Source organism: uncultured Sulfitobacter sp. (assembly GCF_947497275.1).
Taxonomy (GTDB): domain Bacteria; phylum Pseudomonadota; class Alphaproteobacteria; order Rhodobacterales; family Rhodobacteraceae; genus Sulfitobacter.
Genome location: NZ_CANMFS010000010.1, coordinates 59,258 through 74,596, shown reverse-complemented (window position 1 = coordinate 74,596; position 15,339 = coordinate 59,258). Strand labels below are relative to the sequence as shown.

General features: G+C 58.0%; 17 protein-coding genes. 13 read left to right on the top strand and 4 right to left on the bottom strand.

From position 1 onward, the window contains the following. Positions 1 to 24: 24 nt before the first annotated feature. From Q1A06_RS17490 to Q1A06_RS17480, 3 genes are read left to right on the top strand one after another with little or no spacing between them, the layout of a single operon-like run. Positions 25 to 720 (top strand): SCO family protein, encoded by a 696-nt coding sequence (locus Q1A06_RS17490; protein WP_299566649.1) that lies wholly within the window; start codon positions 25 to 27, stop codon positions 718 to 720. Next, entirely contained in the window at positions 717 to 1,208 is a 492-nt protein-coding gene (locus tag Q1A06_RS17485; RefSeq protein ID WP_299566647.1) for a hypothetical protein, read from the top strand. The genes Q1A06_RS17490 and Q1A06_RS17485 overlap by 4 nt, the downstream gene beginning before the upstream one ends. Continuing rightward, a complete protein-coding gene (locus tag Q1A06_RS17480; RefSeq protein ID WP_299566741.1) occupies positions 1,205 to 1,945 on the top strand; it encodes a cytochrome c biogenesis protein CcdA in 741 nt (246 codons plus the stop codon). The genes Q1A06_RS17485 and Q1A06_RS17480 overlap by 4 nt, the downstream gene beginning before the upstream one ends. A gap of 103 nt (positions 1,946 to 2,048) precedes the next feature. On the opposite strand, the gene Q1A06_RS17475 is transcribed toward Q1A06_RS17480, so the two are convergent. The 4 genes from Q1A06_RS17475 to Q1A06_RS17460 all read right to left on the bottom strand — a co-directional run bounded on the left by Q1A06_RS17475 (position 2,049) and on the right by Q1A06_RS17460 (position 6,757). Next, the gene (locus Q1A06_RS17475; protein ID WP_299566739.1) at positions 2,049 to 2,813 is read right to left on the bottom strand and encodes a glutaredoxin; all 765 of its coding nucleotides are present in this window, start codon (positions 2,811 to 2,813) and stop codon (positions 2,049 to 2,051) included. Positions 2,814 to 2,836: 23 nt separating this feature from the next. Continuing rightward, on the bottom strand, positions 2,837 to 3,706 hold the full coding sequence (locus Q1A06_RS17470) for a DUF305 domain-containing protein (protein ID WP_299566645.1): 870 nt from the start codon (positions 3,704 to 3,706) through the stop codon (positions 2,837 to 2,839). Positions 3,707 to 3,816: 110 nt separating this feature from the next. Further along, the gene (cueR, locus tag Q1A06_RS17465; protein ID WP_299566643.1) at positions 3,817 to 4,236 is read right to left on the bottom strand and encodes a Cu(I)-responsive transcriptional regulator; all 420 of its coding nucleotides are present in this window, start codon (positions 4,234 to 4,236) and stop codon (positions 3,817 to 3,819) included. A gap of 13 nt (positions 4,237 to 4,249) precedes the next feature. Beyond that, complete coding sequence (locus Q1A06_RS17460) at positions 4,250 to 6,757, bottom strand: heavy metal translocating P-type ATPase (RefSeq protein ID WP_299566641.1); 2,508 nt, start codon at positions 6,755 to 6,757, stop codon at positions 4,250 to 4,252. Positions 6,758 to 6,894: 137 nt separating this feature from the next. On the opposite strand from Q1A06_RS17460, the gene Q1A06_RS17455 reads away from it, so the two are divergent. From Q1A06_RS17455 to Q1A06_RS17410, 10 genes are all read left to right on the top strand, one after another. Then, entirely contained in the window at positions 6,895 to 7,104 is a 210-nt protein-coding gene (locus tag Q1A06_RS17455) for a heavy-metal-associated domain-containing protein (RefSeq protein ID WP_299566639.1), read from the top strand. A gap of 177 nt (positions 7,105 to 7,281) precedes the next feature. Then, positions 7,282 to 7,695 (top strand): hypothetical protein, encoded by a 414-nt coding sequence (locus Q1A06_RS17450; protein WP_299566637.1) that lies wholly within the window; start codon positions 7,282 to 7,284, stop codon positions 7,693 to 7,695. Between the two features lie 73 nt (positions 7,696 to 7,768). Beyond that, positions 7,769 to 7,990 (top strand): hypothetical protein, encoded by a 222-nt coding sequence (locus Q1A06_RS17445; protein ID WP_299566635.1) that lies wholly within the window; start codon positions 7,769 to 7,771, stop codon positions 7,988 to 7,990. Then, positions 7,990 to 9,453, top strand: a complete 1,464-nt coding sequence (locus Q1A06_RS17440) for a TolC family protein (RefSeq protein WP_299566633.1) — start codon at positions 7,990 to 7,992, stop codon at positions 9,451 to 9,453. The genes Q1A06_RS17445 and Q1A06_RS17440 overlap by 1 nt, the downstream gene beginning before the upstream one ends. An 11-nt stretch (positions 9,454 to 9,464) precedes the next feature. Further along, positions 9,465 to 10,823, top strand: a complete 1,359-nt coding sequence (locus tag Q1A06_RS17435) for a copper oxidase (protein WP_299566632.1) — start codon at positions 9,465 to 9,467, stop codon at positions 10,821 to 10,823. 46 nt (positions 10,824 to 10,869) lie between these two features. Continuing rightward, positions 10,870 to 11,586, top strand: coding sequence for a copper-binding protein (locus tag Q1A06_RS17430; protein WP_299566630.1), 717 nt, complete (start codon positions 10,870 to 10,872; stop codon positions 11,584 to 11,586). 101 nt (positions 11,587 to 11,687) lie between these two features. Then, positions 11,688 to 12,221, top strand: a complete 534-nt coding sequence (locus Q1A06_RS17425) for a plastocyanin/azurin family copper-binding protein (protein ID WP_299566628.1) — start codon at positions 11,688 to 11,690, stop codon at positions 12,219 to 12,221. A gap of 8 nt (positions 12,222 to 12,229) precedes the next feature. After that, entirely contained in the window at positions 12,230 to 13,534 is a 1,305-nt protein-coding gene (locus tag Q1A06_RS17420; RefSeq protein WP_299566625.1) for an ABC transporter transmembrane domain-containing protein, read from the top strand. After that, complete coding sequence (locus Q1A06_RS17415) at positions 13,531 to 13,989, top strand: cytochrome c (protein ID WP_299566623.1); 459 nt, start codon at positions 13,531 to 13,533, stop codon at positions 13,987 to 13,989. The genes Q1A06_RS17420 and Q1A06_RS17415 overlap by 4 nt, the downstream gene beginning before the upstream one ends. 138 nt (positions 13,990 to 14,127) lie before the next feature. Then, a complete protein-coding gene (locus tag Q1A06_RS17410; protein ID WP_299566622.1) occupies positions 14,128 to 15,327 on the top strand; it encodes a sialidase family protein in 1,200 nt (399 codons plus the stop codon). The last annotated feature ends 12 nt before the right edge of the window (positions 15,328 to 15,339 follow it).

Sequence of the window (15,339 nt, the reverse complement as noted above, 5' to 3'; positions counted from 1 at the left end):
GCATTTAATGTGAGGATATAAAAATTGACAGCACTGACACGGCGCGCCGCCTTGGCGACTATCGCGGCCACCATCTCCTCCCCGGCCTTCGCCAATCATCCCGGGGAAAGCCTGGATGCGCGCATGTTCGAGATGGAGCCGTACTTCCAGGCTATCGATGCAGCGCAGGCTCCGGGTTTCGAGTTGCTGGATTCCGAGGGGAACCCCGTGCGCCTGTCGGATTTCAGCGACAAGGTGGTCATCCTGCATTTCATCTACGCCAATTGCCCGGACGTCTGCCCGCTCCAGGCGGAAAAGATCGCGGCGGTTCAGGCTTCGATCAACGATGGGCCGCTGAAGGATCTGGTGCAGTTCATCTCGATCACGACCGATCCGGTGAATGATACGCCGGACGTTCTGCGCGACTACGCGGGGCGGCATGGGCTCGATCCGAGCAACTGGGTCATTCTGACCAAACGTCCCGATCAGGCTGATGACGCGACGCGCCTTCTGGCACGGGACTATGGACTCGAGTTCACGATGACCGCCGACAGCGACATGATGATGCACGGAGCGGTCACCCATGTCGTGGATATCGGCGGGCGGTTCGCCGCAAAGTTCCATGGCATGGATTTTAAGAACGTGAACCTGATCCTCTATGTCAGTGAGTTGATCAACAACGCCCAGCATCGACGCCGTGAGCCCAGCTGGTGGGACCGGGTGACAGGGGTGTTTCAATGAGTGTCGTCGCGACTGGCGTCAGGCTGTCCTCGACAGACGGAATTTCCCTGACAGCTCTGCGTCGGTATTTTTCGGTGATCATTCCGGCCAATCTGATCTGGGAGTTCGCGCATATGCCACTCTACACGATCTGGAACGAGGGCACTTGGGGTGAGATCATCTTCGCAGCCGTCCATTGCACGGGTGGCGATATCCTGATCGCCATGAGCGCGCTAATGCTGGCCTTGATGCTGACGGGACGCGAATGGCCCCATGTCGCTGCGACGCGTCGTTCCATCACGGTCCTGACAGTCGTGTTCGGGCTGGGATACACGCTGTTCAGCGAATGGCTCAACATCGTGATCCGTGCAGCCTGGGCCTATTCGGACCTGATGCCGATCATTCCGATCCTCGACGCGGGCCTGTCGCCCGTGCTGCAATGGATCGTGATCCCGCTGGTCGCGTTCTGGTGGGCATCGCGGCCCTTCAGCGCGAATCGAAACGCATGATGGATATTTCCGGCATTGGCATCTTCGCGGCCTTTCTGGCGGGGGCCATTTCGTTTCTGTCGCCCTGCGTTCTGCCTCTGGTGCCGGGCTATGTCTCCTATATCGCGGGCCAGCCGGATCTGCGCACGGCACGGTCTGTCGATCTGCGGGCACGCGCCGGGGCACTGGGCCTAAGCGCCTGCTTCGTTCTGGGCTTTTCGACGGTCTTCGTCGCACTCGGAGCCGGGGCCAGCGCGCTCGGATCGCTACTTCTGACATGGCGCATTGAGCTGAACTTTCTGGGTGGCGCGATCATCATTCTGTTCGGGCTGGTCATGTTGGGTCTCTTCCGTTTGGAAGCATTTTCGCGGGATACCCGCTTCAATCTCGACATTCCCGGAGGCCGTCCGCTTGGGGCTTACGTGCTGGGATTGGCCTTCGCCTTCGGCTGGACCCCCTGCATCGGGCCGATCCTCGGCGCGATCCTGACGCTCAGCTCGACCTCCGGCGGCATGTCGGACGGCATTTGGCTGCTGTCGATCTATTCCGCCGGGCTGGGCGTGCCTTTCCTTCTTGCGGCGCTATTCACCGATGCCATCGCCGCGCGGGTCAAGCAGATCGGCACCGCCGGTCGCTGGCTCTACAAGGGTGCGGGCGTTGCCATGATCATCATGGGGGCCGCCATCATGACCGGGCAATTGTCACGGTTTGCCTATTGGATGCTGGGGACGTTTCCCTTTCTCGCGACGATCGGGTGACGCATCTCGAACCAGCTCTCGGTGTGATGGCTGCTGTGTGGGGATCACCTCCACCACTTGAGAAGGTGATACACGCCGCGCCATTGTAGAGGTCACGAGGCCGTCAGCCGATGAGGTAGACCCGGATCGGCATCCAGACCCCCATGACGATCATCATCAGGTTCTCGGTGAGCGAGACGAACCCTAGTGGCACGTTGCTATCGCCCCCGACGCAGGCGCATTTCAACTCGCGCTTGTCGATGTAGACCGCCTTGAAGACCGATACCGCACCTACGGTGCCGATAAACAAGGCCACGGGTGCCGAAAGCCAGGTGAGCGCGCCTGCGACCATAAGGATGCCGGCAAAGGCCTCTCCGAAGGGATAGATCTTGCCGTAGCGCACCCAGCGGCGCGCCAACAGGTCGTAGTTGAGGAACATCGTCGAAAAGCTTTCGACGTCCTGCAGTTTCTGCACGGCCAGAAAACACATCGAGATCGAGATGAACCATTCCAGCATGCGCAGGGTAAAGATGGACTCAAAGCTGTACCACGACAGGCCGAGCGCCATCAAGAATGCGACGGCGAAAATCGCGATCACCGGCTGATAGGACGTGTCCGAGCGTTCGCTTTCCGGTTTGTCGATGCCGAAGTGCACCCGCAGGTCGTCATATCCGCCGATCCGTTCGTCGCCGATCCAGGTTTGCGGCGTGGTCTCGACGCCATGCTTTTTCATGAAGGCGTCGGTTTCCTCGCGGGTGGTCAGCGGGTGATCCTCGACATTGAAACCCTGGCGTTCCAGCAGATCCTTGGATTTGAGGCCATAGGGGCACAGGTGGTCGGGCATCACCATCCGGTATAGTTTGGCGGTTTGAGATGTGTCTTTCGGCATAGTCATGTTCTCCGTTTTTAGGATCAGGCACCGCAGCCGTAGTAACCGCGATAGCCTGCCCGCAGTCCGGCATCGAGTTTGAGAACGAGGTTGGCGTCCTGCATTTTATTATTGTCTTCCAGCGCTGCAGCGCCGTCCGGCGCGCTCAGCGTCACAGCCATTCCTTCGGTGCTCAGGGTGGCGCTGCCGCCGGTTGAATCCAGACGCACCAGATCGCCGCTGATCTTTGCCAGTGCCGCCGTGGTGCCATCAATCTGCCCTGCTGCAAGCACCGGTTTGCTTGTTGTTGTATAGCTGAAGGTGCATGCGGCTCCATTGGGAAACAACTGCGCGATGTCCTCGCCGGTCAGAAATTCCAGATCGAGGATGGCGATTTCGGCGGATGACAGCGCCTCGTCCAGGGTGACAATCGGGGTCGAGCCGACCCGACCCTGATCGGTGGCGTCACCGTTCGCGTCGATGTCGTTCACCAGATAGCGCATCTCGGCGATTTCCTTGTCTTGGGCAAAGATGATTTCATCGGCCAGTTTGCGCACCCGCGGGTCTGAGATGTCAGCTCGACTGGACGTCATGATTGCAATGGAATGGTGCGGGATCATCGCACGCATGTAGCTTGTATCACCGACCGTCACTTGGCTGCGGACCAACCAGAGAGATCCCGTGAAGGCCACGGCGGCCCCGATGAAGATGGCGGCGTTGATCGCCTTGCTGGAATACATCGACAACATGAAGCCCAGCATGATGATCGCCATCGTGGCTCCCATCAGCACCGCCATGTAGGCGCGTGTTTCGGACCAGAAGATGTGGCTCCAGAGATAGGTGTTGAAATACATCAAAATGAACATCACCACCGTGGAAGTGGCGATCATTGCGAAAAAGCGTCCGTATTTCATTTGGGGCCTCCAGTCTCGAAAATTTGATAGCTTAGAAATGGAACCACTTTCCCGCGCTGGAATGTTCCACTACTTTTTAGCAAAAACTTGATCCGGCCAAAAAACCGGACCTAACCTGAGGCCTTTTTCCCCGGATCCGCTTTATTCTCCATCGCCAAGTCCGCTAGGATTGGGCAATCGGGTCGCTGGTCCCCCGCGCAAGCCTTTACCAGATGCGAAAGCGTCGCGCGCATCTCAGTCAGTTCCGCAATCTTGCCGTCGATCCGCTCAAGGTGCACTTCGGCGATCTCCTTAACCTCTGCGCTGGCGCGCTCGGTGTCGGCATAAAGCTTCAGTAGGCTCCGGCAGTCCTCGATGGTAAAACCCAAGGCGCGGGCGCGGCCAAGAAAGGCCAGTTTGTGAACATCACTTTGCCGAAAGCTGCGGTAGCCATTTGAACTGCGCAAGGGTGCGACGAGACCGATGTCTTCGTAGTAGCGGATAGTTTTGGCGGGAAGGCCCGAAAGGTCGGCCACGTCTCCGATGTTCATTTTATTCTCCTTTTCACTCGGCAGGGGCGGGGGACAGGGTGTTGTTCGAGGCGGAGGCCGTCGCTTCATCCATCGCGGGGCGAACCCGGCGCAGCCGCAGCGCATTTGTCAGTACGAAGACGGAGCTGAGTGCCATTGCGCCAGCAGCCAGCACCGGCGACAGGAGCAGGCCCGACACCGGGTAGAGCAGCCCCGCCGCCACCGGAATGAGGGCCACGTTGTAGCCGAAGGCCCAGAACAGGTTCTGGCGGATGTTGCGCATCGTGCGCCGCGACACTTCCAGCGCGTTCACCACGCCGCGCAGATCGCCGGACATCAGTACCACATCAGCGGATTCAATGGCCACGTCGGTACCGGTTCCGATGGCGATGCCGACATCCGCATGGGCGAGGGCCGGCGCATCGTTGATGCCGTCGCCGACAAACGCGATACGCATGCCGTCCCTGCGCAAGTCGTCCAGCGCCGCCACCTTGCCGTGGGGCAACACGCCCGCGATCACATGGTCGATTCCGATCTCGCGGGCGATAGCATTCGCCGTCTCGCGTTTGTCACCAGTGATCATCGCGACCTTCAGACCCAGATCGTGCAGCGCGCCGATCGCCGCCGCGCTCGACGGTTTCACCGGGTCGGCCACTGCGATCACGGCGGCCACGCGCCCGTCGATGGCCGCGAACAGCGCGGTCCGGCCCTTTTCGGCTAGGCGGCGTTCATCGCGGGCCAGTGGGCCGATGTCCAGCCCTTCGCGGATCATCAGGCGGTCGGCCCCGACAAGCACCTCGCGGCCCGCCACTTTTGCCCGCACGCCGTGGCCGGTGATGGATTCAAAATGCTTGGCGTCATGCCGCGCGACGCCTTCGACCTTTGCCGCGCGCACGATTGCCTCTGCAATCGGGTGTTCTGATTGTGCTTCGACAGCGGCAACAAGCGCCAGCACCTCGGTGCGGTCAAAGCTGTCCACAAGCACGAGATCGGTCAGTTCCGGGCGGCCCTGGGTCACCGTTCCGGTCTTGTCCAGCGCCACAACATCAACGCTGGATAGCTGCTGCAACGCGTCGCCCTTGCGAAAGAGCACGCCCATCTCGGCGGCACGTCCCGTGCCGACCATGATCGAGGTCGGCGTTGCTAGCCCCATTGCGCAGGGACACGCGATGATCAGCACCGACACGCCGGCTACCAGCGCATAGGACAGCGCCGGTGAAGGACCGACCAGCAGCCAGACGATCACCGTCAAGAGTGCCATGGCCATCACCGCGGGCACGAACCAGAGCGTGATCCGGTCCACCAGCCCTTGGATCGGCAGTTTGGCGCCCTGAGCCTCTTCGACCATGCGGATGATTTGGGCCAGGGTGGTGTCCGCGCCGACGCGGGTGGCGCGGAACTGAAACGCGCCGCTGCCGTTGACGGTGCCCCCGGTCACCGAATCTCCGACTGCCTTTGCCACTGGGACCGGTTCGCCGGTGATCATGCTTTCATCGATACGGGCGCTGCCGTCGGTCACGTCACCGTCGACAGCAATCCGTTCGCCCGGACGCACGATCACAATGTCGCCAGCGACGATGCGGTCGATGGCCACATCCTGCGGCTCCCCGTCCACCAGCACCCGGGCCGTCTTTGCCTGAAGGCCCATCAGTTTCTGGATCGCAGCTCCGGTCCGGCCCTTGGCACGGGCCTCCAGCCAGCGACCCAAAAGGATTAACACCACGATGACCGCCGCCGCCTCGAAATAGACCGCGCGCGATCCCGCAGGCAGCAGCGTCGGTGCGAAAAGTGCCACAAGTGAATAGATGTAGGCCGCCGATGTGCCAACCGCGACAAGGCTGTTCATGTCCGGCGCGCCTTTCAGGAGTGCCGGAAAGCCTTTGATGTAGAAGCTGCGGCCGGGTCCGAACAGCACCACAGAGGTGAGCACGAACTGAATCATCCAGCTGGACTGGTGGCCGATCGTGTCGCCAATCAGACCGTGCATGCCTGGAATCAGATGCGCACCCATTTCCATCAGAAACACCGGCAGGGCGAATGCCGCCGCCAGCATCGTCTTTCGGGCCAGCATCCGAGCCTCGCCCTCCTTGCGGGTGGTGCGGTCTTCTGCCGTCGTGTCCTCTACAGGCTCTGCCGGATACCCCGCATCCGCCGCCGCCTTGAGCAGATCGGCCAGATTTACCGCGCCTTCAGCATAGGTCACGGTTGCGGTTTCCGAGGCCAAATTGACATTCACGTCCGTTACACCCGGCAGCGCTGTTAGTGCCTTATCCACCCGACCGACGCACGAGGCACAGGACATGGATGTGACGTTCAGACGTACACTTCGAGTCCGCGCAGGGTAGCCGATTTCCTGAAGAGTCGTGACGATATCGGCGATGCGAGCAAGTGTGTCGACCTGTGCCTGAACGGTCTCATTGGCAAGATTGACGCGGACATCGCTGACCCCCGGCAGAGCCATGAGGCCACGTTCCACGCGCCCGACGCAGGAAGCGCAGGACATGTTTTGCAGGGCAAGCCGAAGGCTTTGCGGGTCCGACATGAGAATCTCCTTGTTTTGATGTTAACTAGATGGTGCCTCCAGTAACTGGAAGGTCAACAGGTATGCAGAAAAAGTTTTGACCCATTGACCTTCCCGCGTAGGAACGTCCTACATCAACGTCGGTAAAGGAGATTGCGATGATCAGATTCAGCGTGCCAAACATGAGTTGCGGCCATTGTTCCGCTTCCATCCAAAAGGCCATCACGGCTGCCGACCCAGCCGCGACGGTTTCGTGCGATCTGACTGCACGTATCGTCGATGTTGACAGCAGCTTGAATGAAGGCGCATTGGCCGCAGCGATCACCGATGCGGGCTATAGCTCTGAGAAACTGGCTGAAGTTCAGTAGCACAAGACGCGTCGGAAACGCTTCTCTGAGCGCGGCGAGGCATTGGATTTGAATATGTTTCTGATATGTACCAGTTTTCACGGCAACGGCAGTATCTCGCCTGTTACACAAAAAAGCGACAAACCTTCCTGCGCAGTACGGATTGACTGAATTGCTTCGGTATCCGATATCTTGGGCATGAGCTTTCGAGTTTTCATATCATGCTGGATGAAAGCGTTTACGTGCTTTGCGTTTGCGTTAGCATTGGTGTTTTCACCACCATCTGCCGCTCATGCAGCGTCTGGTATGCATGACGGGCATCAAGCCAAGTCTGTTGGTGTCGCTGAAGCGCATGAATCTGGAAGTGATGCGCATCACGCGCAACCAAACCACAAGGTCGTAAGCGATATCGTCATTGCAGTGCCCGGCGAAGATGGCGAAAAGCAGCAGCCCGATGAATGTTGCAACGGCATCTGTATTTCTGCCGTATTCCTCGAAGATACCAAGGTCAGAGCAGAGCCGGTTGGTACAAGGGAATATGTCATTCTGGACGGTCAGACGCATTCCGTCGAAACATCAGGGCTTCTGCGGCCCCCTCGATTACTGATCTGAAACGGCGCCCCAATCGGGTGTGAGCCTTGCGCAGACCCTGCGTGAGACAGCGTTCATCAATCAGGTTACCTTCATGAAAATCCATCTAATTATGGGGGCTTCGGCCCTCGCGCTTGGCGCATGTGCCTATGAGCCTACCCCCTTGCCCTCCGTTGCGACACAACAGGCTGTCGTCAACGCGACTGTTTCGTCTCCGATCAGCTATCAAGATCCATTGGCCGGCTACACCTATCGTGGTCCGACCGGCCCCCGTGATTGGCGTTCCGTCAATCAAGAGCAGACGGAGGGCAACTGATGCGGGTATCGAAATTTCCATTGATATTTGGCTTCCCGTTAATTTTGGGTGCCTGCGCTACCGCTGTACCGGGCATCTACACGGAACCGAAAGCCGGCTTCGCCAACATTTCCAACCAGGTCACACCGGCCATCGGCAAACGGACGGCCTTTGCCGAAACGCAGGCTGAGAACGAGGCTTTGAAAAAGCAGGTGCATGCGATGGTGCACCGCAAGACCATATCGGCGGACACCGCCGTTCAGGTCGCCCTTCTGAACAATAAGGGGCTGCAAGCTTCCTACGCAAACGTCGGCCTGTCCGCTGCCGAGGCCTGGCAGCAATCGACCCCGGAAAATCCGATCGTCGCGATCGGTGTCTTGGGTATCGGTGCACCCGAGCTCGGTGCCTACAGGGCGATCGAGGGCCTTATCCGGTCGAACATACTCGATGCGACCACTCGCAAACAACGTATGGCCATTGCTGACGCAACCTTCCGGCAAGCTCAGCTTAGCGCCGTGGACGACACACTCGCACTGGCCAATCAGACGCGAAAGGCATGGGTCGATGCCGTAGCCGCCTTCGAGGCTGTGAGCTATCTGAGCCGTGCGAAAGCGACCTCTGACGCCGGCTCGGAACTGGCGATGAGGTTGGGCGAGACCGGCGCACTTAACAAAGCTGGGCAGGCCCGCGAACAAGCGTTCAATGCCGAACTCGCCGGACAGCTTGCTCAGGCACGCTTGAATGCTACTCGGTCCAAAGAGCAGCTGACGAGGCTCATGGGGCTGTGGGGCACCGAAGTCGATTATTATGTGCCCGATGCCCTTCCTGCGCTGCCGCGTTCCGTCGGCCGTGTGACTGACATCGAGGCGAAGGCGCTCCGAAACAGGGTTGATCTGCGTGTTGCAAAACTCGGCTTGGAAGCGCAGGCCAAGGCGTTCGGTCTGACTGATCAGACCCGTATCGTCAGTGATCTCGAATTCATCGCTGGATTCGAGGCGGAGCGGGAAATTGAGGACGGAGAAACGAAGACAGTAACCACCCCTCAGGTGGAAGTAGAGTTCGCAATCCCGATCTACGACACCGGCAAGGCCCGGATGCGCAAGGCGGAGTTGTCTTACCTACAAGCGGCCAACGTGCTTGCGGAGAAGGCCGTCAATGTGCGGTCCGAAGCGCGAGGTGCTGAAGCCTCTTATCATGCTGCATACAAGATCGCCCGGCATTATCGCGACATTCTGGTACCGCTACGCACGACCGTCGAAGAAGAGGGGCTGCTGTCTTATAACGGCATGATCACCAACACATTCGAGCTGCTGACAGACGTGCGCGAGAAACTTGGCGCATCACTGGAAGCGGCAAATGCGAAACGCGAATTTTACATGGCACAAGCTGACCTGACCGCTGCGATCTATGGCGGTGAAGGCGGCGGTGGTGGTGCTGGTGGAGAGGGCGCAACACTTGCCGCCGGTGGCGGCGCAGGACACTGAAAGGAAATGACATGTTAAACAGACGTCAATTACTCGGAGCCGGCGCTGCAGGTGCAACGCTGGTTAGTTCAAAAGCCTGGGGTCAAACCCTGAATATGGGGTTGCCGGAAGCCGCGCAGATGGACAGTGCGGCAACGGCTATCACGGCGCGTCCCAATTCCGGGCCGGACTACACGCCTGTCGTCACGTTGAATGGGTGGACCCTGCCGCACCGGATGAACAACGGGGTGAAGGAATTTCATCTCGTGGCCGAACCGGTAGAACGCGAACTTGCCGACGGCATGATCGCGCATTTGTGGGGCTATAACGGCCAGTCAACGGGTCCAACGATCGAAGCGGTCGAAGGCGACCGGGTCCGGATCTACGTCACCAATAAATTACCCGAAGGCACGACGGTCCACTGGCACGGGCTCATTCTCCCCTCGGGCATGGATGGGGTCTCCGGATTGAGCCATCCCAGCATTCCGCCGGGGAAAACGTTCATCTACGAATTCGATTTGGTGAAGTCCGGTACGTTCATGTACCACCCCCACGGCGATGAAATGGCCCAGATGGCGATGGGGATGATGGGCATGTTCGTGGTCCACCCCAAGGATCCCACATTCATGCCTGTGGATCGTGATTTCCTGATCATGCTGAATGCCTTCGACATCGATCCCGGCACATATGTACCGCGCATCATGACCATGACGGATTTCAACCTGTGGACCTGGAACAGCAGGATCTTTCCCGACATCGACCCACTGGTGGTCAACAAGGGCGACAAGGTGCGTGTGCGGGTTGGGAACCTCACGATGACAAACCACCCGATCCACATGCATGGCTATGACTTCAAGGTCACCTGCACGGACGGCGGCTGGGTACCACCCGAGGCACAGTGGCCGGAGGTCAGCATCGACATCCCCGTGGGCGCAATGCGCGCCTATGAATTTGTCGCCGATCACCTGGGCGATTGGGCAATCCATTGCCACAAGTCTCACCACACCATGAATGCTATGGGCCACGACGTGCCGACGTTCATCGGGGTGAACAAGAAGCCACTGACCCAGAAAATACGTCAGTTCCAGCCGGAATACATGCCCATGGGCATGTCCGGTATGGGGGACATGGCAAAGATGGAAATGCCGCTGCCTGACAATACCATCCCGATGATGACGGGCTGGGGTCCTTACGGACCGATAGAGATGGGTGGCATGTTTTCGGTCGTAAAGGTGCGGGACGGCATCGACGCGGACGATTACTCCGATCCCGGCTGGTACGAGAACCCTCCGGGCGAGATGGCCTACGAATGGACAGGCGAGTTGCCCGAATTTGCCTCCAACAACAGCCCCAAGACCATTCTCACACCGAAACCAACCTCGAAGGGCTGAGAGGCCCTTCGTTTCAACCAACCAAACCAACCTACAGGACAAAGAAATGAAAAATATACTTCTGACGACAACCTTCGCATTGGCGCTTTCGGCACCAGCATTTGCCGCAGGCGCACATGATGGCGGGCACGGTGAGGCCAAGCCAGCCGCAATGATGATCGGCATGCCAGGTGATGCTGCCAAGGTGGACCGCACAATTGATGTCACTTTGCTCGAAAACGATGAAGGCCAGATGCTGATCGAGAGTGAGCCGATGACGATCAAGGAGGGCGAAACCATCCGCTTCAACATCACCAACAAGGGTGAGCTGGAGCATGAATTCGTCCTCGACACGGTCGAACGCAACGCCGAGCATAAGATCGAAATGGCCAAGATGGACATGGAACACGACGACCCGAACCGTATCCGCCTCGATGCAGGCGCTTCGGGCGAAGTTGTCTGGACATTCGCGAATGCCGGTACTTTCGAAGCCGCTTGCTTGATCCCCGGCCACTACGAATCGGGCATGCACCGTGAGGTCGCCGTCGGTGAGCAGATGGCTCAGGCTGACGTGGAATACACGAGCGGGACCATCAAGAAAATCGACGCCAAGGCCGGCAAGGTCACAATCGTCCACGGCCCTCTGGTCAACCTCGATATGCCCGCGATGACCATGGTGTTCCGCGCGGATGAGGCGATGGTGGCCAAGATGGCGGAAGGTCAGGACATCGAGTTTGTTGCCGACCGGGTGAAGGGCAAGCTCACCGTCACGCAGATGAAGTGAAGAACGGTGGGGCCGGGGAGAGCTCCGGCCCCTTCGCCTGCGGCCTGGCCCAGGCAAGCAAGAATATCCCAAAAAAACAAGCGCTGCGGAGGTAGCCGAGCATGATCAATTTCCTAAGAATATCCACCATCGCTGTTGCGCTCTTCTTTCCGGCTTTTTCAGTGGACGCTTCCAGTGGCAGAGGCCAGCAGCCTCATGCACGGACCTTCGAAGTGCCTGGCCATGATCCGATCGGGAAACCCAGTGATGGCTCCTCAATCGACAGAATGATCGAAGTGTTCATAAGGGAGACAGAAAGCGGTTACATGCTTTTCGAGCCGGACGCGATCCAGATCGAAAGGGGATCGGTTGTCCGGTTTGCGATCAGCAATGCTGGCGCATTGGATCATGAGTTCTTTCTCGGCTCCTTTGATGAGGTCGCTGAACACCAGCAGTGGATGCGCGAACATCCCGATATGCAACATGACAGCGCCAACTCAGTCTCAATCCCAAGTGGACAAAATGCCGAGTTAACTTGGGAGTTCTCCGATATGACCAACCTGGAGTTCGTATGCTTGATCCCCGGCCACCGGGAGGCGGGCATGTGGGGCGTCATCATCGTGCACGATCACCTTGCGCCGAAATCCAAGGGTTAGACTTTTCAATGTCACTCTTGGACAGGTATCACCTGCTTGTACACGACGTAGCTGCCGCCTTTGGGTACGACTACAACGATGCCACTCCAGACTGGGTGCATCCGTTCATTCATCTCATACTGGTCTTGGCCCCCGCGCTGCTGATCAGTGTCGGCTCATATCTTGCTATTCGCGGCATTCTGAAGCTTTGGAAGCGTCGTCACACCCCTACGATTTACCCTGAACCCATACGGGGGCTTGAAGGGAGTCTTTTAAGCACCGTCTTGCGCTACTCCAGAAGGCAGCAGGCATTGATGATTGTGCTCAGCCTCATCGCGATGCCAATTCTCTATCTGACTCTCGAACTGCCAAAGCAGATCGTAAACAACGCTTTGGACTCGGATCGTTTTCCCGTTGCCTTATTGGGACGAGACGTCGATCAGGTCGTTTTTCTGTTGTTTCTTTGCGGTCTCTACCTTCTCGCGATCATCCTCAATGGGCTTAACAAATACGGACTTAATGTCTTCAAAGGGTATGTCGCTGAGCGCTTCCTGAGGCGCTTCCGCCTGCTGGTCTATCGGCAATGGCGCGGCGACCCAGACTGCCGAAACCAGAGCGAAATTGTTCCAATCCTCGCACAGGAAGTTGAGCCCATAGGGGGTTTCGCGGCAGATGTCCTTACGCTGCCAATCCTTCAAGGCGGTACGCTTTTGACGATCCTGTTTTTCATGTTCGTTCAGGACCCTGTGTTGGGTGCCGCCGCACTGAGCGTGCTGCCAATCCAGCTCGTGCTGCTGCCCAAGCTACAGCGGCGTGTCAACGTCCTTTCACGCACAAGGATCAAGGAGGTCCGACAGCTCGGCAGACAGCTCAGCGACCAATTGCGCGAACGCCAAGCCAGTCCAGCCGGGCTGCTTCCCGCTAGTGCAAGTTTCCGCGAACTTGAGCACGTCCGCAGGAAGATTTTCCGTCTGAAGTTCTTCATCAAGGCGCTCAACAATTTTCTTACCTCGCTGACACCATTTCTGTTTTATTCATTGGGTGGGTACTTTGTCATCGAAGGTCGGATCACACTCGGCGCGCTGGTGGCTGTCCTTGCCGCGCACAAGGACTTCTCCGCCCCGCTGAAAGAGCTTTTCAACTACTATCAGACGTTGGAAGACACGCGGATCCGGTACCAGGAGATCACTGCCTTTTTCAACAAATCGATCCAGAAATCCGCAATGGCTCAGGCAAACAACACCGTGCCGAACGAGGGCGGCCAATTCGAGCAACACCCTCTGAGATACCTGGCTTCGTCTGTAAAAGGGCAGGGGGCCATCGCAACATCATGAAGGAGTTTGATGGTATGAAGTGGACAGCGATATTTTTTGTTCTGGTCGCGGTTGCTGCAGCAGGATGGTACATCATGCAACCGACCTACTCTCAAACAGATACCCAGACAAATGAGGGCTTTGTGCTTCCCGCAGGTGCACTTGCTTTTGTAAAGCTACCAGCCAGTCTCACAGAGCAGGAGAAAATAGGCGCAAGCGCATATGATGCGGTCTGTGCCGCTTGCCACGGCCTTAACGCGCAGGGCCAAGATGGCGTCGCTCCTCCGCTTGTTCACAAGATTTATGAACCCAGCCACCACGGCGACATGGCGTTCGTCCTTGCAGCACAGAATGGAGTTCGGGCGCACCACTGGAAATTTGGCAACATGCCAGCGGTTGAAGGCGTGACGCGATCAGATATCCTTGCTATCGTGGCTTACATTCGAGCTTTGCAGCGAGCCAACGGAATAAACTAGGCAGTTTCGACGGACAAAAGAAGGGCAGTTGGGTCACGGCCAATTAGCATTCGGTTCGCTACAGAAAAGCAATGACTGGTAGGAAAAATTCTGTTCATGAGTAAATGTCTTGCTGCATCGACTTTGATCCTTGGTGCAATGTTCGTTTCGCCCACCGCATCATACGCGGAGGAAACCGGACTATTCAGATTGACCGACCGCGGATCACCGGTTGGCATCAATGCTCGCGAACCGTCACTCGCACCTTTGCCGGATGGCAGGGTTTTACTGAGTTGGACAGAAGAAAAAGGAGCCGAAGCGGAAGTTCGCATGGCCATCCTTGATCGCAATGAGTGGTCTGATGCTCGGACAATTCATAAATCGTCAAAGACTTACATCAACTGGGCCGACTTCCCTTCGGTAGTGGCGCTTGCTGGCGGTGGTCTGGCGGCACAATGGCTAGAGCTGAATGGACCGGGCGATTACCAATACGACGTCAATATCGCTTTTTCCAAAGATGAAGGCAGAAGCTGGACGGACCCGCTTGTTCCTCACGATGACAGATCTCAACGCGAGCATGGTTTTGTTTCGTTAGTTCCCGACCAGTTCGGCGGATTGACGGCTTTGTGGCTGGATGGCCGCGAGTATGACAGCCAGACAGAAGGCGAGAGCTTCGAGAATGCGATGCAGTTGCGCGCGCGGCAGATCAACTCCGACGGGACGATGAGTGCAGAAAGCTTGTTGGATGTGCGCACCTGTACGTGTTGTCAGACGTCCGCAGCGCGGACAGGCTCGGGCGACATAGTGGCCGTCTATCGTGACCGAACCGCAGATGAAATCCGCGACATATCGGTTCTGCGCCAGACCAACGGGGAATGGACGCAGCCCGCCCCGATTCATAACGACGGATGGGAGATCGCCGGATGTCCCGTCAATGGCCCGGCCATTGATACGATGGACGACAAGGTTTCCGTTATCTGGTTTACTGCAGCCGAGAACGAGCCGAAGGTTCATATTGCCTTCTCGGACGATGGCGGTGCGCAGTTCGACGAACCGCTCCGCATTGACCTCGGCGCAGCCGCGGGTCGGGTGGATATTCTGCAACTTGCAGATGGCAGCGCGTTGGCGCTCTGGATTGAATATGTGGGAGGCGGTGAAGCGATCGTCATGTGCCACGTAACGCCAGATGTCGGATGTGTCACGCTTCAGGCGCTCCACATCAATCGAGGCGGCGGATCGGTCGGTTTTCCGAGGATGGTGCGTGGGGCAACCGGGGCGTTTGTAGCTTGGACGCAACCGACCAGCGGCGCGGACGGCAATACCACAATCCGCGTCGTTGAAGTCGCTGTGACGTCATAGATTTGAAGCATT